Annotated in this window: 19 protein-coding genes, 1 tRNA gene and 1 other RNA gene; 6 read left to right on the forward strand and 15 right to left on the reverse strand. The window is 34.8% G+C overall.

All coding sequences use genetic code 11. From position 1 onward, the window contains the following. Positions 1-20 precede the first annotated feature (20 nt). The 9 genes from ACFIJQ_RS05585 to ettA all read right to left on the reverse strand — a co-directional run bounded on the left by ACFIJQ_RS05585 (position 21) and on the right by ettA (position 11,920). A complete protein-coding gene (locus ACFIJQ_RS05585; RefSeq protein WP_273788047.1) occupies positions 21-1,763 on the reverse strand; it encodes a penicillin-binding protein 2 in 1,743 nt (580 codons plus the stop codon). Beyond that, positions 1,763-2,167: a hypothetical protein gene (locus ACFIJQ_RS05590; RefSeq protein ID WP_015856648.1), complete on the reverse strand. Its 405-nt coding sequence runs from the start codon at positions 2,165-2,167 to the stop codon at positions 1,763-1,765. Before ACFIJQ_RS05590 ends, ACFIJQ_RS05585 begins: the two co-directional genes overlap by 1 nt. Next, positions 2,164-3,162, reverse strand: a complete 999-nt coding sequence (rsmH, locus tag ACFIJQ_RS05595; protein ID WP_273788046.1) for a 16S rRNA (cytosine(1402)-N(4))-methyltransferase RsmH — start codon at positions 3,160-3,162, stop codon at positions 2,164-2,166. The genes ACFIJQ_RS05590 and rsmH overlap by 4 nt, the downstream gene beginning before the upstream one ends. A gap of 262 nt (positions 3,163-3,424) precedes the next feature. After that, an RNA gene (gene rnpB, locus ACFIJQ_RS05600) (RNase P RNA component class A) lies at positions 3,425-3,815 on the reverse strand. A gap of 83 nt (positions 3,816-3,898) precedes the next feature. After that, on the reverse strand, positions 3,899-4,408 hold the full coding sequence (locus ACFIJQ_RS05605; protein WP_273788045.1) for a lytic transglycosylase domain-containing protein: 510 nt from the start codon (positions 4,406-4,408) through the stop codon (positions 3,899-3,901). A gap of 1,316 nt (positions 4,409-5,724) precedes the next feature. Continuing rightward, positions 5,725-6,102 (reverse strand): hypothetical protein, encoded by a 378-nt coding sequence (locus tag ACFIJQ_RS05610; RefSeq protein ID WP_375619649.1) that lies wholly within the window; start codon positions 6,100-6,102, stop codon positions 5,725-5,727. Between the two features lie 1,648 nt (positions 6,103-7,750). Continuing rightward, positions 7,751-8,011, reverse strand: coding sequence for a hypothetical protein (locus ACFIJQ_RS05615; protein WP_375628996.1), 261 nt, complete (start codon positions 8,009-8,011; stop codon positions 7,751-7,753). 651 nt (positions 8,012-8,662) lie between these two features. Then, on the reverse strand, positions 8,663-9,601 hold the full coding sequence (locus ACFIJQ_RS05620) for an ArsR/SmtB family transcription factor (RefSeq protein WP_375628998.1): 939 nt from the start codon (positions 9,599-9,601) through the stop codon (positions 8,663-8,665). Positions 9,602-10,270: 669 nt separating this feature from the next. Beyond that, entirely contained in the window at positions 10,271-11,920 is a 1,650-nt protein-coding gene (ettA, locus tag ACFIJQ_RS05625; RefSeq protein ID WP_375629000.1) for an energy-dependent translational throttle protein EttA, read from the reverse strand. A gap of 161 nt (positions 11,921-12,081) precedes the next feature. Here ettA and ACFIJQ_RS05630 point away from each other — a divergent pair, with 161 nt between their 5' ends. Further along, positions 12,082-12,618, forward strand: coding sequence for a hypothetical protein (locus ACFIJQ_RS05630; RefSeq protein WP_330167867.1), 537 nt, complete (start codon positions 12,082-12,084; stop codon positions 12,616-12,618). A 46-nt stretch (positions 12,619-12,664) separates the two neighbouring features. Further along, positions 12,665-13,273 carry a bifunctional nicotinamidase/pyrazinamidase gene (gene pncA / locus ACFIJQ_RS05635; protein WP_273722866.1) on the forward strand — a complete coding sequence of 203 codons (609 nt, stop codon included), beginning with the start codon at positions 12,665-12,667 and terminating at the stop codon, positions 13,271-13,273. Between the two features lie 455 nt (positions 13,274-13,728). On the opposite strand, the gene ACFIJQ_RS05640 is transcribed toward pncA, so the two are convergent. Further along, on the reverse strand, positions 13,729-14,781 hold the full coding sequence (locus ACFIJQ_RS05640) for a DUF475 domain-containing protein (RefSeq protein ID WP_375629002.1): 1,053 nt from the start codon (positions 14,779-14,781) through the stop codon (positions 13,729-13,731). Positions 14,782-15,143: 362 nt separating this feature from the next. Between ACFIJQ_RS05640 and ACFIJQ_RS05645 the strand changes: the two genes are divergently transcribed. Together ACFIJQ_RS05645 and ACFIJQ_RS05650 are read left to right on the forward strand one after the other, a co-directional pair. Further along, positions 15,144-15,683 (forward strand): helix-turn-helix domain-containing protein, encoded by a 540-nt coding sequence (locus ACFIJQ_RS05645; protein ID WP_026500335.1) that lies wholly within the window; start codon positions 15,144-15,146, stop codon positions 15,681-15,683. Between the two features lie 392 nt (positions 15,684-16,075). Then, positions 16,076-16,255, forward strand: a complete 180-nt coding sequence (locus tag ACFIJQ_RS05650; RefSeq protein ID WP_015856658.1) for a DUF1508 domain-containing protein — start codon at positions 16,076-16,078, stop codon at positions 16,253-16,255. 514 nt (positions 16,256-16,769) lie between these two features. On the opposite strand, the gene ACFIJQ_RS05655 is transcribed toward ACFIJQ_RS05650, so the two are convergent. The 3 genes from ACFIJQ_RS05655 to ACFIJQ_RS05665 form a co-directional block, all read right to left on the reverse strand. After that, complete coding sequence (locus tag ACFIJQ_RS05655) at positions 16,770-16,952, reverse strand: hypothetical protein (RefSeq protein ID WP_375629004.1); 183 nt, start codon at positions 16,950-16,952, stop codon at positions 16,770-16,772. A gap of 52 nt (positions 16,953-17,004) precedes the next feature. Continuing rightward, positions 17,005-17,316: a hypothetical protein gene (locus tag ACFIJQ_RS05660; protein ID WP_273788037.1), complete on the reverse strand. Its 312-nt coding sequence runs from the start codon at positions 17,314-17,316 to the stop codon at positions 17,005-17,007. 310 nt (positions 17,317-17,626) lie between these two features. Continuing rightward, positions 17,627-17,875, reverse strand: coding sequence for a hypothetical protein (locus ACFIJQ_RS05665; RefSeq protein WP_375629005.1), 249 nt, complete (start codon positions 17,873-17,875; stop codon positions 17,627-17,629). A gap of 759 nt (positions 17,876-18,634) precedes the next feature. On the opposite strand from ACFIJQ_RS05665, the gene ACFIJQ_RS05670 reads away from it, so the two are divergent. Then, on the forward strand, positions 18,635-18,949 hold the full coding sequence (locus ACFIJQ_RS05670; RefSeq protein ID WP_007347852.1) for a helix-turn-helix domain-containing protein: 315 nt from the start codon (positions 18,635-18,637) through the stop codon (positions 18,947-18,949). On the opposite strand, the gene ACFIJQ_RS05675 is transcribed toward ACFIJQ_RS05670, so the two are convergent. Together ACFIJQ_RS05675 and ACFIJQ_RS05680 are read right to left on the reverse strand one after the other, a co-directional pair. Continuing rightward, positions 18,873-19,055, reverse strand: coding sequence for a hypothetical protein (locus tag ACFIJQ_RS05675; protein ID WP_015856659.1), 183 nt, complete (start codon positions 19,053-19,055; stop codon positions 18,873-18,875). The genes ACFIJQ_RS05670 and ACFIJQ_RS05675 overlap by 77 nt on opposite strands. Before the next feature lie 1,683 nt (positions 19,056-20,738). After that, a tRNA-Ile gene (locus ACFIJQ_RS05680) sits at positions 20,739-20,815 on the reverse strand. Positions 20,816-20,987: 172 nt separating this feature from the next. On the opposite strand from ACFIJQ_RS05680, the gene ACFIJQ_RS05685 reads away from it, so the two are divergent. Beyond that, a complete protein-coding gene (locus ACFIJQ_RS05685; RefSeq protein WP_273788035.1) occupies positions 20,988-21,731 on the forward strand; it encodes an SIMPL domain-containing protein in 744 nt (247 codons plus the stop codon). Positions 21,732-21,739 lie beyond the last annotated feature (8 nt).

The following is a 21,739-nucleotide window of genomic DNA, read 5'->3' on the forward strand; positions in this document are numbered from 1 at the left end:
CGATACACCTTTTATTCATTTTACCGTTGTTTAACGAAACTTGAATTGCTCTTTTTACTTAAAAGAGGCTCATATTCTTTTTTAAAATCGGGTTTTACACCAAGAAAACTAGCTGTGCGACGAACAATATTAGCAAGCATTGGTCCAGCATTCATCCCCGCTGTTGCTGAACGCTGTCCTTCTGCAGGCTTTGGTTCATCAATAATTGTTAAAACAACGTAAACAGGATCATCAATAGGAAAAGCAGCAAGAAAACTATTGAAATTTTTTGTTTTAGAATATTTTCCATTTTCAACTTTTTCAGCTGTTCCTGTCTTACCACCTACACGATAACCTTCGACTTTTGCATTACGTCCAGAACCAATATCACTATTTAATTTATAAAGGTAACGCATATTTTGACTTGTTTTAGCCTGCAAAACCCGTTTTGCATGGTGCAACGTTTGTCCTTTTGTACGTTTTAAAAATGTCGGAGCAATTAACCAACCACCATTCATTAAAGCAGCAGCCCCAACAGCTGTTTGCAAAGGTGTTGTTGCCATACCATGCCCAAAAGAAATCGTCATAGAATGGATATCCTTCCAATGATGAGGCACAATAGGATGGGCAACTTCAGGCAACTCTGTTGTAAGACGATCCAGTAACCCAAGTTTTTGCAAAAAACCACGATGTTTATCAATCCCTATCGCCAATGCCTCTTTAGCAGAACCAATATTGGAGGAATAAATAAAAACCTCCCATAACGTTAAGGGACGATTTTTCCCATGAAAATCATGAATAGTATACCCACTACTTGCTTTTATTGGCTTTGAAGCATCAATAATACTGTTTAAATGAAAAATATCGGAATCAAGAGCCATGGCAGTTGTAAAACTTTTAATGATTGATCCCATTTCAAAAGCTCCTGCCGTCATCCGATTGAGACGATCACTTTTTAAAGCTTCAATAGGATTTCCAGGATCAAAATCTGGTAGTGATGCCAAAGCCAAAACTTCCCCCGTATGTATATTTAAAATAATAGCTCCTGCAGCAATTGCCCTATAACGCTTCATAGCCTGAATAAGTTCATCATGAACAATTGCCTGAACACGCACATCAATCGAAAGCTGAACTTGTTTTAATGATTCTTCCATAGCAAGACCAGCGGCACGCAAAGCACTCAACCCCGCATCATCAATATATTTTTCCATACCTGCAATGCCCTGATTATCAACATTCACCATACCGAGAATATGGGAAGTTACAGGTCCATCAGGATAAAAACGACGAATTTCAGTCCGAAAACCAATTCCTGGTATACCAAGAGCCATAATTTTCGTCTTTTGCATTGGTGTTAACCCACGCTGTATCCAAGAAAAACCAGATTTTCTTTTTAAGCGCTTATAGGTTTCCTGCCAATTAAGATCAGGCAAAACTGTTGAGAGCAATTCAATTGTTTCATCCACATCAATAATACGTCGTGGCTCAGCAAAAAGTGAATAAGTTTTAATATCTGTTGCCAATAAACGACCATTACGATCAACAATATCAGGCCGTGCCATCAATTGAAGAACTCCTGGCCCCTTTGCTTCTTCAATCTGTCCACCTTCCAACCCATAAGAAATAAGGCAAGCCCCCATGATGCCATATAAAATTAAAAAGCAGAACAACGAAAAAAGCAAACGTGGACGACTAGAATAGGGACGACGAACAGAAACATTATGATTATTCAACGAATTCTTTAAGCGCTTTTTCTTCTGTGAGAATAAAAAAGTCGATTTCATTACTGCGCGCCTTTTTGGACAACACCATTTATCTGAGAAGCCCGATTATTTGTCAAAATATCCTGATTATCTTCCAAAATATTTTGTTTAATCACTTCTTCAATTTGATCATGTATCCGTACCGGAATATCTTTAAACGCCACGATTTGACGCGGCTGTATAACCTCTAACTCAAGTTCTTTTTGATAACGTTTTGCAAGTTTTTGCATGCGTGAAGGCCTTATCATCACAGCCCACTCAGCACGAAGCAAACTTACCGTATTTTTTGCTGCAGCAATTTCATGCTCAAGATGACGAACTTCGTTCATTCGTTTTTGAACATCATATTTTACTTTATAAGTAAGACCTGCCATACAAATCATAATCATCACTAAGATCATATCAAATGTACGAAAAACTGTCATTTCTTGCCGCCTTCAAAACTGGCAATCTCTGCTAAACCAAATAATTTCATATCTGCTGCAAGAGCCTCTGCTTCAGTTCGTACACCAATACGCAACCGCGCAGAACGTGAACGAGGATTTTGCTGTAACTCCTCTTCACTTGCAGTTATCCCCCCTTTAAACAAAGGAAAAAATGTTGCTGGAGCCGTTTTTATTTCAGGAAGATAGCGTGATCTCATACACTCTCCTGAACGAAAAGAAAAAAATCTTTTGACCATACGATCTTCAAGAGAATGAAAACTGACAACACCCAAACGACCACCCGGTTTCAAAATGCGTTCAGCAGCAAATAAGCCACGTGCAAGTTCACCAATTTCATCATTAACATAAATGCGAAGAGCCTGAAATACACGCGTTGCAGGATGAATGCGATCTCCCGGCTTACGTCCTATCAACGCTTCGATAGCATACGCCAAATCACCTGTACGCAAAAAAGGCTGAACAACACGACGCTTTTCAATCATCCGTGCAATTCGCCCCGCATAACGCTCTTCTCCTAATATCTTAAAGATACGTGCCAAATCCCTTGCTTTTAAGTGATTTACAACATCGCCAGCAGTAAAACCAGTCTGAGCCATTCGCATATCTAATGGACCATCTTTTTGAAAAGAAAATCCCCTTTCAGCTTCATCAAGCTGCATTGAAGAGACACCAATATCCAAAATAACAGCGTCTACCTTCTCTTCAACAACGCGATCCAACTGTGAAAATTCGATTTGCACCAAACGAAGTCGTGGAAAAAATTCTTCAACAAGCGATTGTCCCGCACTAATAGCATGAGGATCACGATCAAGAGCGATCACCTCCGCCCCTGCCTTTAACAAAGCACGCGTGTAACCACCAGCACCAAAGGTGCCATCAATCACTTTTGCTCCAACCAATGGCATAAGCCCAGCCAAAACTGGCTGCAACAACACTGGAATATGGCGTTCAGCTCTTTGATCCTGCTTTATCAAAATAATCCGTCTTGAAGTTATGCTGTCTCAAATTAACAGCTCTCTCATAGCAACTGATTTTAGAGTAACCTAGCCTTCAACTTTCATATTAATCACAATGAACGAAAAAACTAAAGTTATCCCAAGACAGATCCTAACGCATTATACTTAAAGAAATGTTATAATTTTTTAAAATACTCTTTGCTCACGTGTCCATTTCAAACATATAGACTCCATAAAAGACCATATAATCGATCTTATAAAATATCGCGTATCATCATGAAATATCAGTCGGCCTATAAGCCGGGTTCTGTAGAGTAAAGCTTACACTTTACATGGCAACCATTCATCTGGGACGGATGTTACCATCCGCCTCGTGCAACCTACCCGAATGACTCGCCCGGAAATCGGCTGCAAATTAAATTTTGCACGTCATTTCTATTTGGTCTTGCTCCCGGTGGGGTTTACCTTGCCACATTCATTACTGAATGCGCGGTGGGCTCTTACTCCACCCTTTCACCCTTACCTATAAAAATAGGCGGTTTACTTTCTGTGGCACTTTCCCTAGGGTCACCCCCGCCGGGTGTTACCCGGCACCGTCTTTCCATGGAGCCCGGACTTTCCTCACCTGCCGCATTTCAGCATTAGACAAGCGCGGCTGCCCAGCCGACTGACGCATTAATTTATAAAGCATTTTCTGCTCCGTGAAAATAGCATCTTAAAATATTTTATAGCAAACCCGTCTAAAAAGATGTTTTTATTTTAATGAAGCCAGATAAGTTTTCACTTTTGCGCAATATTTCGCCGAAATGGAATTCATTTTTTTTGCAGCATGACCTGCGTTATATTTAAGGATTGTACCACACGTACTTCCACCACTGAGTTTATACGCCCGTGCCAAATAACGCATACCATATTCAAGATTGGTCGCAGGATCGTACAAATCCTGTACAGAACCACTAAAGCCCAACCCTCGTGCCGTAGAGGGTTTAATTTGCATCAAACCTATTTCGCCAGCAGCCCCCTTTATACCTGCCTTATAATTACTTTCAACTTTTACAACAGCATGTGCTAAATTAACGGGAACATTATATTTATTCGCAAGTTTCTGAATAAGAAACTCATAAGGACGATCAGGAATCTTAGAAGCAACAATCACTGAGGCTTCTCCTGATTCCGCAACATTTAAGACACTATGAGCCCAACTTACATCAAATACAAAAAATACAGCACACGCTGTATTTAACAAGATTTTCAAAAATTGCATTTTCTTTCTCTTCACTCAAACATTCTCAAATTCTAGCTGCAAATAATTTGCAAACGTATTGTACAAAAAAAGAAAGCAAAAGAACGGCTTGAAAAAGGAAAGAGTAAGACAATTTCAAGATAAAATTCTGCAACAAAAGAAAATCTCTTTATGCACAAATTATAGATTTATCTATATCATAAAATAAAAAAAATAAAGAGACTATAATTAATCTTATAGCGTATTAAATAAAATGATATAATCTGTAAGTTTCTGCTATCACTATTGTATCACTCAATTTTTATATTTAAAAAATAGCATCTTAAAGAGAGACAAGAACATCTTTTTACCGAAGATCCTCAATATCAAAAAAGTTTCACAAAAAATATAAACTGTTATCAACACTTCTCTCTGGTTAATAAACACCCACAGCACTCTTTATGTCCGATAAAACCCCAACAAATCATAAAACAAATCCCCACTCCCATCATTGCGCATAAAAAATTCATAAATATACTAAAACCATCATACTCTTTACCAATTCAAAATATTGCAACAGACTTTTAGCTCTCAAGATGCCTCAAAGAAGCTTTTTACTTCTTCTTTTGAAAGAGCTTTTATCCACACAAGCCTCTCACTTGTAGTGTACAAGAAACTAATTTTGATTTTTTCACCATGAATAAATTTAAAACGAGAGAATTTTACAATTCTTAAGATTCTCACTCAATATGAAAATGACAAATTATCATTATAAAACAATATGCTAAAAAAGCTATATACGTCTTTGTCTCTACAACAAAGCTTAACAATTACTTTTGTCTGTTTTTTGAAAAATGTTAGGAAACTCAATACCCCCAAAGCCTTTTAAATAAAAATAAACCCTCATCTTCATTCAAATATTTTTTTCTTTGTCACAAACTATCACCTTATCAGCCTTGCACCTCATTTTCAGAAATCATACAAATGAATAAATATCCTAAGATCCGTAGAACAAAGGAAGCTTAAATCCTTTAAAAATTTTTTTATTTGCCTATACAAGATAAAAAAATAACTGGCATATAAAATACGATTAACGTGCTTTATTATAGCCAATACTGCTTTTGCTTTTGTCATTGTAGCGATTGATAATACAATTAACTCGACCAATACCCTTGACAGACTTGCTTTCACTCCTGCAATGATTGCAACATTATCCTTATACTCCGATTGCTTACCTTTTGAGTAAGATAAACTTTGCTAATTATCTTACAAATTGATTATCTCCTCGCACTTTTCAAAAATTCATGAAAAGCTCTTGCTGCTTAAAATAAAACCCAAAAGCGCGATTAAAAAAACAGCTAAAAATAAGCATTAGCAATGGAAGGACGAGAAATCGCTTTTGAAAGAGCCATAGCAACAGTTTCACCAGATTTGTGAGCCTGCTCACGACTCTGACCACTTTTAAAAGCAAGCGCAATTACATCACGACGCAGCTGCGCAATAAACAACTCTTGCTGTTGAGGACTCATCTTAGAAAGATGCTTGATAATATCTGGAAAAGATACAGACAATCTTTCTAACAACTCCTCCTCTGTTACATCAAGCTTCTGAGAAGAAAAAGAAGAGCGGCCGGAAAAAAACTGATAAACAGCACCGCTTCGAGAAGCAAAAAAGACAGCGCCAAAAATAAAAAATACAAATAAAATAAAAACAATACGACGCGAAAAAGATTCCATTATCTCTTACCTAAAGATCACAGAACACAAACATAGATTCCTTTTATGATTCTCCTTATAGCATTCAACGATGCCTCAATAAAGAAAAATCAAATTATTGAAAATGAATACGCTAACACGATCCGCCCAACAAGACCTGCCCCTCTATGTATTTAGGTAGTATAGGCGAAACAATAACAGATCTTACACTTCCCCCCTAATAACACGCCACAACATCCCCCAAAACAATTATAAAAAGCCTGACTGAGGAAATCCTCAGTCAGGCCAGACAATCTAGGGGATCCACGCGGGGGGGGGGGAGGAGGTTCCCCGATCGTCCTCTCACATCAACCACTAAGATAGCCGATGCAATATTCTTGCTATGGAATAAAATTCTTTAAACAACAAGAAATTCTTATCATCTTCTACGCAAAAAAACATAAAAGAGTTATAAATTGTTTAAAAATGTTTAAATTTAGGCAAAAAAAGTTTAAAATGACCCAATTTGAAGCAATTTTATTTCAAGAAGCATCAATTAGAATCTACGATCATTATAACTTTTAAATAGTTTCTTTCATAACTCTGATGATCATAATTAAAAAAACCGTAATTTCTACGTATCCACCCTATAAAAATCAAACTATGTAAAAGTAGAATCACTTTTCCAACAGCAATCACCACAAAAATAAAAATGTAGATTTTTAAAATCTTACACAAATAACCGTAAAAAATGAAAAACATCTTCTTGCAAGAAAACAATAAATTAGAGAAATAAAATCTTATCTATCTTCATAAAAAATTCTGTAAATGATTATTAAAATATTGTCGCATCTCTCATGTAACAATCAATGAAGAATTTAAACAGCTTAATTTTATGAAAAAATGAGAACTCTGAAGATATTTGTTTCGAATCACGTTCTATAATCATTCCAAATAACGATAAACTATTTTACAATAACCAACAGGCTCTAACGCATTTTAACATAACAAACCGAGATCAATGCAGACAGTTTCTCTTAATCTCTATCATTTAAATGATTCCGTAAAATAATACACACAGTAGTTTCTACACTCAAAAATTGTTATAGTCTGTTCTTCTAACGTAAATAATGCATTGATTTACAATCATAACTCATCATTTTACAACTTACATGAGAGACCTCAAGAACGTAAGATTCCCTTATTTTAAATCTTCGTCTATTGAATCAATGAATAGCCATACTACGGCACATCACAAACAAGAAAAAGCATATGGATAAAAAACATAAAACGATGATTCCCTATCAATTTTACGCTATACTAACGAGCTGCGTCATAAAATGAACGGTAAGAATAAAAAGAAAAAATCACTTTTGGCAAGAAAAATGGACTTATTTAATAACCTTTTTAATAACCTTCATACTTCTCATGATAAAGAGATACGAAACTTTAGTGTAATATCACGCTTTTCTTTTCTACTTTCAGCCACGGACTATCCATAGATTATCGTCAATCTTATTTTTATGAATATAATAAAAAACACATAGACGAACGCCATATATGAAGCTTGTAAGAAGAAATAAACGTAAAGTCAGATACGCTATTATAACCATTGTTGTACAAAATGTTTTTAAAATTCAGAATATCACTCCAATCCATTACTAATTTATGAGTAATTTTATGGCGTCATCTACCAAGCTTTTACGTTTGCTATTACTTGTAAATCAACACCTGCTCCTAACATGGCAATATGCTTGAGATAAAGACTAGAGCAAATGAGAACCATGTAAACAGTCCCAGATTTTATATGCCCAATTAGAGTAAAAATATTTACGTCTGTTTGAGTAATCTTAAAAAAGCCATCATTTATTTTGAACGAAACATAAAAGCCCAAAGATAAAAACCTATTGCCATCTTTACCATCCCTTTCATTTGCCTTTACGACTTTCAAACACGCTCATAACGCTGTGTTTTAAATAATGAAAATCATGCATTGTCTTACCCTTTTACCCCTTCGTCTTTTTAGAGCATCTTTTTGCACCCCTCACTAAAAATTCCAAGGTACTTCTTATCTAAGCACCTGTTTTAAAGAGACATCGTAAGATCTATTGGGTACCACCATTTTTGACATTTATGAAGGTATGAGCCATCACTATATTGTATTGTGCGCTGTTACATCATATCGCCGCCGCTCTCATATTTAGAAATATGTATTTCCTTTTACAAACGGTATTATTTAGATAAATATCTTCTCTTGTAACAAACAAACAGACTCTTTTGGATTCTGAAACAGGAAATTTGAAATGAAAAAATATTCCTATATTCGAGCCTCTCATTGAAGTCTAAAAAATCAATATATTGGCTAATAAAACAAATATGATATCAAGACACCTTAAATAACGATCCTCATAGGCTTATCTCTATAGAAGGTGCTTTCATTACACAGTACACAGCCACCAAGCCCCTGTAAAACACCAATACTCTCATATAAAAACATAATACACATGTAAAAAACAATAGATTATCAATGATTGAATAAAGGTTTATCTCTACGCTATTCCTTAAGAAAAATCAGAGAATAAAGCAGGTCAACAAATGCGATTTATGCAAAATCGACTTGTTTATCTTTGATATCGTCAACTAATAAACGCGGATCACGAGCAAGCCAAAGCGTAACCATACCCTTCTCACTGTTTTCATTTTGTATAGGAGTAAGACAAACCGTTTGTTCTAGAACAAGTCCCGTATTTTTAAGCCATTGTTCTATTTGTAAAGCCGAAAATCCAAAACGTATATGTGCTTGATCAGAATATGAAGACTCAATTTCATGATAACCAAAATCCACAATCAATAAACGTCCATGAGGACGCAAAACACTTGATATCTCATGAAGAAACATTTCAGGATTTTCAAGAAAATGTAAAACCCAATGAAGAATAACTAAATCAAAAGTTGTATCTCCAACAGATAAGTGAAAAACATTGCTATCAAGCACAACTTCAACCGCATGCGTATAAAGATTAGAAAACAATTTTAAGACAGAGTCTCCACCTATTCCAATATTCAGCATCGTTTGAAATGGCTTATCGCCAATGATTTCAAGTAAAGCGTTTTCCACACCATGATCTGCCATATAGGATGACCGTAATACATCCCATTGCAACGTATTTTGTAAAAAATGCTTCTTCCTCGTTTTTTGACGCTGCTTTTTAACATCCTTCAAACGTTCTAAATCATGCGCTAACAACATATCATGCTTTGGCAAAGTCGAAAGAACACCCATCACAATGTCTTTACCCCAAAAATCATGACAAAGCTTAAAATAAAGGCTATCTCCCTTCTGATAACGCTCAATCAATCGTGCTTCGTACAACAAACGTAAATATCGTGATATACACGCTTGCGACTGATCAAGAATAAAAATAAAATCAGGAATTGTTAAATCTTCATGACGCAAGAGCGTAAGAACACGTAAATGGTTTATTTCTGCGACCGCTTTTAGCAGCACAATCATTGCATCTAAACTTGCACTTTTTTTCATAATTATCCCTTAAACATTCCTATAAACATTTGTTTACAGAAAAAAAAGTCAAGTATAAAACGCATATTCTCGTCTATTTTGTTCTCTCTATTTTATTATACTATGAAAAAAATAGGCTACTGTAAAAAACGAACAGATTATTCCCCTGCTTCTCGTTATAATGATAATGAATTGATTTATAATAACAATTAATCATTTTCAACTTGAATAAACATCGGAGTACCGTAAATTTTCCTCATTTCAAACCTATTCATGATAAATCAATCCAAATTATTCTCTTACAGCTCATAAACAGAGGAGACATATGGATAAAAATACTTTTTATAGTCATCTCAAAACAAGAACTGCACACTATTGAGAGAAAATAAATAACATGATGGTGCCAGCTTGCATTTTTATTAAGTAAAAATGATAATGCTCAATGACTAGAGCATTTGTAGAAATAGCGCTATACTCTTCATCCCCTCCTTTTCATTGCAATTTTACAAGCAATAGTCGGTTATATATCATGAGTAGAATAACCCTATCTAGGTCGTAATTTCATAAAGTATCTCTTACTATTTTCAATGAATAAAAACTTCCACAGAGTACACACACACTTTATTTATGAAATAACAAATGCAAAAAATACACCATTTTTTCAAAAACGTTGAGATAAGATAAAAAATTCTAGCGTGTAAGAGGTTTATAATTTGCATGCTTAGGATTAAGAGATTCCGCCCCAAGACGACGAACTTTATCAGCCTCATATTCAGCAAAATTACCTTCAAACCATTCTACATGGCCATCACCTTCAAAGGCTAAAATATGTGTTGCCAATCGATCAAGAAACATACGGTCATGCGATATGATAACTGCACAACCAGCGAAATTTTCCAATGCATCTTCCAATGCACCCAATGTTTCAGTATCAAGATCATTTGTCGGTTCATCAAGAAGAAGCACATTCCCCCCCTCTTTTAGAAGTTTTGCCAAATGTACGCGATTGCGCTGCCCTCCTGATAAATTTGCCACCTTCTGCTGTTGATCTGCCCCCTTGAAATTAAAAGCCCCGCAATAAGCGCGACTATTCATCTCATATTTGCCTAATTTAATAATGTCATTTCCACCAGAAATTTCCTCCCAAACAGTTTTATTCCCCACCAAGGAATCGCGACTCTGATCCACATAACTCATGTGAACTGTTTCACCGATACGTATTTGACCTGAATCGGGCTTTTCCTGTCCCGTCAACATTTTAAACAAGGTCGACTTTCCCATACCATTGGCCCCAATAACGCCGACAATGCCACCAGCAGGAAGTTTAAAAGAAAGAGAATCAATCAATACACGCTCACCATAAGCTTTAGAGAGATTATCAACTTCAATAACAACCTGTCCTAATCTTTCTCCAATAGGGATAATGATTTGCGCCTCTCCAGGACGACGCTCACGTGCTGCTTGAACCAACTCATCATAAGCCTTAATCCGAGCTTTTGACTTTGCTTGTCGCCCTTTTGGACTAGAAGCAATCCATTCTTGCTCACGTGATAACGCACGTTGACGCGCTGCCTCTTCACGTCCTTCTTGAGCCAAACGCTTGGCTTTAGCCCCCAAATAAGCAGAATAGTTCCCCTCATAAGGAATACCTCTCCCGCGATCTAACTCTAAAATCCAACCCGTTACATTGTCGAGAAAATAACGATCATGGGTTATCAAAAGCACAGCCCCAGGATATTCACGTAGATGCCTTTCAAGCCAAGCCGTCGTTTCAGCATCTAAATGGTTTGTCGGTTCATCCAAAAGTAACAAATCAGGTTTTGACAAAAGCAATTTACAAAGTGCAACACGCCGCTTCTCACCACCTGAAAGTTTTGTTACATCCCCATCGGCTGGCGGACAACCAAGAGCAGCCATAGCCATTTCCACTTGACTTTCTAAATCCCAAAGATTCTGACTATCAATAATGTCCTGAAGCCGTGCACTTTCATCAGCCGTTTCCTCGCTATAATTCATCATCAATTCGTTATAACGCTCAAGAATTTCTTGTTTATCTGCAACACCTTCCATCACATTGCCACGCACATCTTTGCTCACATCAAGCAAAGGTTCTTGTGGTAGATAGCCACAGCGTGCTCCTTCAGAAATCCATGCTTCTCCCGTATATTCCTTATCTAGCCCAGCCATAATACGTAAAATAGTTGACTTCCCTGCACCATTCGGCCCTAAAATACCGATCTTCGCATCTGGATAAAAAGACAAATGAATATTTTCTAGAACTTTTTTATTGCCGTAAGACTTGTTAAGCCCAGCCATATGATAGATAAATTGACGTGCCATAAATTTCTCTTTATATTGTGCGATATTAAAGATTAGGATTTTGAAAAAACTGCTTTTGCTTTTTGAAACTGTACAGTAAATAGCACTTACATTGTATCAAAAGCTTTCCGCTTTATATTGGTACATTTTTTCTAATCTCACAAGCCCCAGTATGGTCCTGAATGCAAAAAAACATCCCCCCAAAAAGCAAAAAGCAAATCTTTTTAGCTGTACCTGAAACCTGTTATCAAACATTGCCTCTCTTTTCCATACCAGATATAACATTGTATTTTTATCGTATTAAACCAACTTATCAATGTAATATGGTACCAAAAAGAAAAGCAATTCTCTATGCACCTTCTTTTTTCGCTTTATGGGCTTTATATTACGCAGTAAAAAATCCTTCCCTTTTTTCATCGATTTTTTGCTACGGGAAACAATGGTCTTCCCCCCTTGCCTTGATATGGCTTAAATTACGTTTACAAAATGATCGCCGCCTTATGGGATCTGACGTCCCAAGCCCAATGATCATGAAAGCTTTGCATCAACACGTAGCAACAAATGACTACAGTGCACTTCCCATTGGTACGTGGTTACAATTCGTAAAAAACTATAAAACCAATTGTAAAAACTTATCCATCCCCCTCTTTTGGCTTGATAATTATAAAAATAATATCAATATTCAGCAAATCATTTCAAAACTTCAAGACGAAATATAGCTTTTTAAAAATACGATAAAAGATCATCTCATATAGGAATATATTTATGGAAAAAAAAGCCTTAATCGTCATTGATGTTCAAAATGACTTCTTACTAGGTGGAGCACTTGCCGTACCACAAGGTGATGCTATCTTACCCGCCGTCAATAATCTCATAAATCATTTTGACCACGTTATCTTAACCCAAGACTGGCACCCAAAAAACCATTGTAGCTTTGCTTCCTGCTATCCTGAAAAAAAGCCCTATGATACCATCATTCTTGACTATGGTCCTCAAATACTCTGGCCTGATCATTGCATACGAGGAACACAAGGAGCAGAATTTCATCCATCTCTTAGAGTAGAAAAAGCACAACTTATCCTTAGAAAAGGCTATAATCAAAAAATGGATAGCTATTCTGCTTTTCTTGAAAATGATCAAAAAACACCAACAGGTTTACAAGTTTATCTCAAAGAACATGGTTTTACCAAGCTCATTATGTGTGGCTTAGCAACTGATTTTTGTGTCGGATTTTCTGCTCTTCACGCTATACAATGCGGTTTTAAAGTCAGTGTTTCATTAAATGCCTGTGCTGGTATTGATGTAAACGGATCACTAAACACTATGCTTAAAACTATGAACGAAGCTGGTATAGAGCTTTTAATGGTCTCTTAAAATATTCTTCTCTAATCTACTACTATAATATACTGATTTATAAAGGATAAATTATTTTTCACATATTTAAGTGAGAGTCCAGAATATTGTAAATTCTCTGATTTCAAACCTGTTTCAAAACCATTCTCCTACACGTTACAAAGAGAATCAATGTATGAATAAAAATCATTCAAAAAAACAGTAAAAACACTTCTCATGAACCATTAAATGCAGGAGCTTGTCATAATATTGAAAGCTGGTAAAAAGTATAGCATCAGCTTTCTGTCTTAAATTTAGGTCAAAAAGCACCCTAGAGATTGTACACGATTCCCTTCATGGGTAGTATCATGCAATGGACTCAACTTTAAAACAAAAACGCAAATAAGCAATAAAATAGTATTTTATTTTGCATAAAAGACCTCTTTCTATTCAAAGATATGCGATAAATAAAAGCCTGAGAAAAGAAGAAATCTCCATTACTTAGACACAACATGTTTATCCAATTGACGATGCTTAAAACGAATCGAAGAATATAATGCCATTCCAATAATACAGACTCCCACAAGTCCTGTTAAAACTTCAGGAACCGATATAATCGTTTGCAGATACATAATCACTGCAAGAACCAAAATTGCATAAAAAGCACCATGCTCCAAATAACGATAATGCAATAATGTTCCTGATTCAACCAACATAATTGTCATAGAACGAACGTAAAATGCACCGATACCAAGACCTATCGCAATAATAAAAAGGTTGTGTGAAAAGGCAAAAGCACCAACCACGCCATCGAAAGAAAAACTAGCATCAAGAACTTCTAAATAAAGAAACGCCCCTACTCCCCCGTGAGTTACTGTTGTTAAAGTCTTTTGAGGGGTATCCAAGAGATGACCGACAACTTCAACACCGATAAAGGTCAAAAGTCCATAAAGGGCTGCCAATAAAAAAGTTATTTTATCTTCTGTGTCAATCTGACCTGAAACAAATAAGATCAAAATCAAAACAATTGCAATATCAATCCCAACAAGCGCCCCAAACTTTTGAGCAGGTCTCTCTATAACATTAAGCCAATGTACCTCTTTTTCAGAATCAAAAAAATATTTTAAGCCAACCATCATAAGGAAAGTGCCTCCAAAAGCAGCAATCCCCATATGTGCATCGGTTAAAATTTCCGCATATCGGTGTGGTTCCCATATCGCTAATTTGACTGCCGCAATTGGATTAATCCCAACAGCAACGACAACCACCAATAATGGAAAAACAATTCGCATCCCAAATACAGCTATCAAAATGCCCCATATAAGAAAACGACGACGCCACAACGGATCCATTCTACTAAGAACACGCGCATTGATAATAGAATTATCAAAAGATAAAGAAATTTCTAAAACTCCTAAAACAAAGCAAATAAAAAAATATTTAAGAAAACCAGTAATACTTTCCGTTTCAAACCAACCAATAACCCCTCCTAAAAAAACACCAATAATCGTGAAAAAAAAAGCAAACCCAAAATAGCGTAATAGGGCCATGATCATTCCTCAAAGTTTATTTTCTCATTCATCTAAAACACACCCAGTCCAAATCCAAAGTTTGCATCTCTTTAAAGTTGCATCTATTGATGCAGAAGTGTATAGAATATATATGGTAAAGTTACATGAAAATTCTCTCAAAAAAAGCAAGAGACAAATGTAGCAAACAGAGAATTTTGTTTTGAAATGAATATCAATTGTCAATACAACAAGCGAAAGATTTCTTTCTATCCACGAAAATAAAAAAAATAAAAAGAAATTAAAGCTATAAATATTGACATTATATCATAGAATATTAATACATAGTGTGCTTTTATTATTTAATGATTTATACCATGATGATTTACTGAGGGAGATAATTCGTGGCACGTCCTGAAACTGAATCAAAAACCATATTTGGAAAACGTTTACGTTATGTACGTCTTGCTTTAGGCGATCCATCACGTGAGACCTTAGCTAAAAACTTTAGCATGACAAAAAATTCCATTGCTTTTTACGAGCGTGGAGAGAGAGAACCCAATCTTAGTGTCTTACAAACATACCGCACGTTATATGGTGTCAATATTAATTGGCTTTTAACTGGGCAAGGAAAAATGTTTGACACCGAATATACAAAAGGTGATTTTGACTGGAATTATTTTATTAAAAAAATCGAAGGACTGGAAGAAACACTTGCCAATAGTGATCGTAATGAAAAACCAAATCAAGAAAAAATCGACAGTTCTTATGAAAAATTGCAGCAATATTTGTCAAGACAAGGTTTATCAAATGGACTTAACCCCAAGACTACAACCTCTCTGATCGATATGAAAGCTAAAATGGCCAATTCTTATACTCTTAGCTTATTCATTGATTTACTCATTCGAAGCGTATCCCAAAAAGAGGTTATAGCTAATCAATAAACGTCTGTTTCAAAAGAAAAAGCAAGAAATGATAAAACTCTACCAGTATGGAGAAGAGTATTTTTTACTTTATCCATGCTGGTGAAATTTTGTATAATTTATAAAACTTATTTCTGTAATGACAATAAAAACATTCGCATTTTAAATGAAAGTATAGTGTCTTTAAATTAAAAAAAATAATTTTATAGTATAAAATTCTCATTCATATCTTATTGACAAGAATTTTTTTCTTGTTAAAAGAATAATAGCTCTCATAGAAATTATTTTTTAAGGTCAGAAAATTTAAGGGGAATATATTGACGACTTCCTATAGAGACATACATTAGTGTTCACGTACGGATTAGTTAAATATTTATCCTGAAAATTATCAGCTATTTTATGAGGTGGGAAGCATGTATTTTGAGGTGTTTCAAGGAGTTCACAATCAATGGTACTGGCGTTTAATCTCAGGAGATGCACAAAAAATTGCTTTTTCTAGTAAAGGTTATCCAACAAAACAAGATATCCTAGTCAATATTGAACAAATCAAAGAAATTACACATAAGGCTCTTATTAGAGAACTACAGTCCTGACGTTCTTTACCATTAAAACAAACGTTTATTTTGTGTAATGGTATGGTGAGTTGCTTTTGTGACAAAAAGAAGTGATGGTTTTTCCCTCAATGGGAGGAGGTTTTTGTATTATTTCTGATACTCACAATAACAATCACATTCTTGCAGATTATTATGTTTGTTTTCAATCATACTAATCATACTTAAGTCTCTATAGCATTTATCAAAAAGAAAGTCTCTTAAGTCTTGTATTTTTCATAAAAAATAAACACACATGGAGAAAAGATAATTTATCAATGAGAATATAATTACTTTACAAGATATTAATATCTTTTATGTTCATATTCCTCTTCTGCATTTGATAATCATAACTGACTTACCCATTTCATCTTCATAAAAAGAAAATATCTCTTTCTTTCTATTATTATGCAATTTTTTAGACATATTAGCTGAAACTATCGTAGCATTTATATCTTATATCTAAAAGGAACGTGCAAAATTGTTTCAAGCATACTGGATTGTATAGACGCGCTTTTTAATAACCAGTATACCTATAAACTGGTTTATCATCATAAACTCTTATTTTATAATCAAAGACGCTCTGTCTTATAAACTTAAATGTTTTCATAAAATCAGAGTAAACTTGAATATTCTCTTTCAATACAATCTCTCCATCAGCACCATAATTAGCTTCATTAAAGTTTATCTCTCTCGTCATTCCAATCTTCCTAACACATTTCCAAGCCCTTTAATGCAAAATATAAATACAATCACTCTTTATCATCTTCAGATTTAAGCATTTTTTGATATTTCTTTTCATTTTTTTCATATTGTTTAATTTGTTTTTTCAGTTTTTCAATTGCTTGGTCACGTCTTTTAATCACCATACTTTGCTCTCTAATAGCTCTATCTCGTTCTTCAGTCATCTTCATAGAATCTCTTAAAAACTCATGCTTTATTCTTCTAGATTCCTCTTTTAAAACTTTCACTTGACTGCGATAATATAAAGAAAACCGAAATATAACCCCACTGCACAACAAAACAACAACCATTGCTCCCAATAAAATTTCGTTTACACTCATTTGGATCTCCCTTAATTGTCGCTCAAGTGATCATCTTGACCAATTTGTTTCATCCTCAATCAAAAAAAGAATGCAATAAACCGCATGTTCCAAGTGTGAACAATCACTCTCGGCATTCTTATTTTCTCCATTAAAGCCATTGATAAATGACGCAAAAAAAATCTCTGAAAGCGGCTAAATCTACACGCTTACACCAAATTATTTGCGACACATTTATTGACACAAAAAACAAAAAATAAGGAACGTCAAATAAAACTAACGACGCAACGCAATCGTACAAGCCTTGCCCAAATCGTTCCTATCTTCCTTTTTACGCCATGGGGAATGCGGCTATATATGAAAGTTCTTCATTATTACAAAAATCATCAGTGTCACAAAGCACAGCATTTCTGTAAAATTTTGCCTTCCCAAAAATCTTTACATCACAATAAATTAAAGCATCACTATAAACTCGAGCCTTTCTATAATCACGAGTATCACCATAAAATTCAATACATTGAGCATTCAAAACTTGATCAAAAAAGACCGCATTAGCGTAAACATATGCATCTCCACTCATATTCAAATAACTATAAAGTTCTTATCTTTCATAAACATGCAAACTCTTAGGAACGACTACACAACCATATGTTAATACATTGTTATAAATAACAATATCATTGTAAACACAGACTTCATTATAAACTTCAGCTGCCTTAAAACACACCCACCCCCGTAAGGGCATTGATCGAATGTATACCCCCTACCAAACAACCACCTATGTGACTCAGATTACCTTCCTGTTTAATAAAATATCCAAGATCACTTTTTTGATATTTCCCAAATTTTTTAACGCATATATACGATATACCATCTGATAGTGATCTAATTTATTACAATAAAGCAGAAATCAGTATTCTTTGCCTATGAATTTACATTTTTTCTACAGCCATTATCCTATCTCTTAAGGCTCTAAAGCTTCGTTATACTCACACACCGCCTCAACGCAGAATTTTTTTTACAAATTCTGATGTTGGGGTATATCTTGATTTATAATGCTGCTACGTATACTATCACAGTGAAATCTCATAAACATACGAGTGTGTATCGCCATTTCTGGTATACACGTTTATTTTTTCACAACCGTGGAACCAAGCAACCATTTTTTATTGATTCGAATCTGAAAGTGTATGGGGACATTTTGTTATTAGTTAAAAACAACTCTATATGCTTCATTAGCGAAGAGCTACACATGGATATTTTCACGCTCCTTGTATCATATATTCTGGATTCGCAACGCAATATTAACGCTATAGCGTAAATATGTAAAGGTCTAAAAATGACAAAGACTGAAAAAGATTGGTTCCAACGCTTAGTTGAATTGATTAAAAGTGACGGACGAACAATGATTGAAATAAGCAGAGCTGCAGGCTGTGGACAAAATTACGTCCAACAAATGATAAATGGAGGAAAGAGGCCTTCAGTAGATAAACTCATGGCTATTTTGAACACACTGGGAAATGCTAGTGCCATATATGTAATAACTGGTTTCAACATCTCCGATGAAGACTTAAAACTCATAACTTTGATTTCGTCTGGAGATAAAAAGAAGATTGAAGCCTTAAATGTTCTGTTGAATGAGCAGAATCTGTAGAATTTTCTACTCTATCCAATATCGCTTGCTTTTGAGACGTCGACAAAGACTCCCATTTCACAATAATATCAGATAAAGTTGTTTCAAATTTTTTATCATTCTTCATAGTCATACTCCATGTAGTCAAACTATATAACGCTAAAGCGTTTAAATATATCTCATACCTTAGAAAAAAATATTTGCAATAGGCAGTATGGAAGCAATTGTGTACAAACTTATTTTACAAAATCAGATGAAGTTCTATTAGTCATGTACCATGGTGAAACAGAAAGCATCACACGATCCAGATCTTCTTATGAAAATTGGTATGATCTATCAAAAATGCGAATAATGTTACGCATATCTTGTGATTCGGACCAATAACAAACTAATGTGAAAATATCCCTGAAGACACTCCTGAACTCTATATAAGAGAACACGAAAAAGCTTTTTTGAAAAAAAATATATCACAATTTTATTCTACATAGCACCATCTATGTTTTTTTAACAATATTGCAAAGCAAGAATATAACAATGTTATAGGAATAAATTCTTATAAACAGAGCCACACTACCTAAAACTCTGTAACAGGTTTATAGGTAACCTCCCCTCTAAACGCACCTTGTAAATACTAATATAAGTCTCTACCATAAGCAAAAATGATACTATTAAAAAATAAAACGAATCACCACGCATACTCTTTGCACGTAAATTGTATTGCAGATTTACAACAAGAGAGAAATTCCTTTATGTAAATGAAGAATTATATTTTCAAAGTATGATTTTGAAGAAAAGTATACTTTTCCAAAAAAATTACCCTCTCTGCCAATAATTTTTCATAAGAGAGAAAACTCATAACAAAAATAAAACTCTCTACACAATCAATACGAGAAAAATGTTAGTAATACAAAAAAGTGCTAGGTTTAGCGAAATATTGCCAATCCCTTATGAGAGTAAAATCAAAAAAGACTTCTGCTCTTCAATAATAATTCGGATTACATGAAAACTCTATAATTTGAGCATCAAGCGAAAAAGACAGAAAACGGCATTTTAACGAATTTTCCAATATAATAGAAAACATTTCTTACAGAATAATAAAATGCTTATTACAATAAAATCTGGATGATGCAAAGCGATAGAAACAATCACTCAATTGACTTTTCAAAGAACAATTAATGAAATCCTTTTCAGAAAACACGCCACCGTCAATATTTCTCAAAAATCAAATAGAACTCCTCTTGGGAAAAAGAAAATATCAACAAATGTTATCATCGTTGACCCCATGATACATACGATCGCCTATGGATCACATTCTCTTATATACAACCTTTTATCACGATAATGCTATTCGAACGTCTAAAAGACATTAACATCACCCAGAAAAAAGCAAATTTACCCTAAATGTTTTTTGAGCCATTTGTTCTAAACAGGTACAATCTTTAAAATTGGTTTTATTGGGATCTGTTTATTTACAGAACAAGCATAAATAAACTTATCCAATGAAGCTTTTAGCCTTCTATTTTATGAAGAACATCATACAGAAAAAGTACAAAACAGTATATGAATTAAGAAAGTAAATAGCGCCACATATCAGTTAATCCAAATGCTACAATGTTTCAAATGAGAGCACTTCTTTAATGAGACTAAAAAACATACCATCACTTTATATTAAAGCGACTGATAGAAAAAAACAGCAACAAACAATGACAAAGGATTTTAGAACGAACAGGAAAATAAATAAAAAACGAAAAAGGTAGAATCCCAAAATTTTTATATAAGCGATCCATTTTTCTATTGGCCATTTCCCTATTGGTGGGCCCGGAGGGACTCGAACCCCCAACCAAGCGGTTATGAGCCGCTGGCTCTAACCAATTGAGCTACAGGCCCCATATATAGGTTGTTTCTCTCTAAACTAAAATGCCCTATGATACAAGAGCTGACAAAGATTATAACCCATCTTTTTCTCTTTTCTATTGGTTTTTTTTTCAGTGCCCTAATTTCTTTACAAGAACTCTTAAAAATGAGAGAATAGTTAACTGACAAATATAAAGGTATAGATATGATAGAAAAGAAAATTCAACCACTGAAGGGTTCTCTGGTTAAAGCAGTTATATTAGCATTTACACTCTTAGCTACATCGCTGACTGTACGTGCTTATGCTGAAGAAAATAAAATGAAAAATGCAACGATTACAGTGACTGCAATCGGAGAAAGTCAAGCTGCACCGGATATGGCAATTATTAATCTAGCCGTTGTTACCTATGACAAAACTGCCCAAAAGGCATTAGCTTCCAATAATCAATCCATCAATGATATTATACAAGCTTTTAAAAACAATGGCATCCAAGCAAATGATTTGCAAACATCAGGTTTATCCATTTATCAGTCGACTTCTGATAAACACCACGAAAAAAAGAATAATGAAAAACTCTATCATGTTTCAAATTCTTTAACCGTGCGCATTCGTGATCTTGCCAATGCTGGTAAAATCTTTGATCAAGCGATGACTCTAGGTGTTAATTCAGTTAACGGCATTACTTTTACCAACGCAGATACAAAGCCGTTTTATCAAGAAGCACGTAAAAAAGCCATTACTGAAGCCATTGAAAAAGCGCAAACGATAGCGCAAGCAGCCGATTTAAAATTAGGAAAAATTATTGAAATCAATGAAAGGGATGATTACTACCACCCAACACCACGTCTCATGAGTAGAGCAGCAGATGCAAGCTACGCAAATACAAATTTTGCAGGTGGTGAATTAAATTATAATGTGAGCGTCACTGTCGTCTTTGCGATCGATTAAATCACCAA

Origin of the sequence: Bartonella sp. TT67HLJMS (assembly GCF_042193375.1) — a bacterium.
In the GTDB taxonomy this organism is placed as follows: Bacteria; Pseudomonadota; Alphaproteobacteria; order Rhizobiales; family Rhizobiaceae; genus Bartonella; species Bartonella grahamii.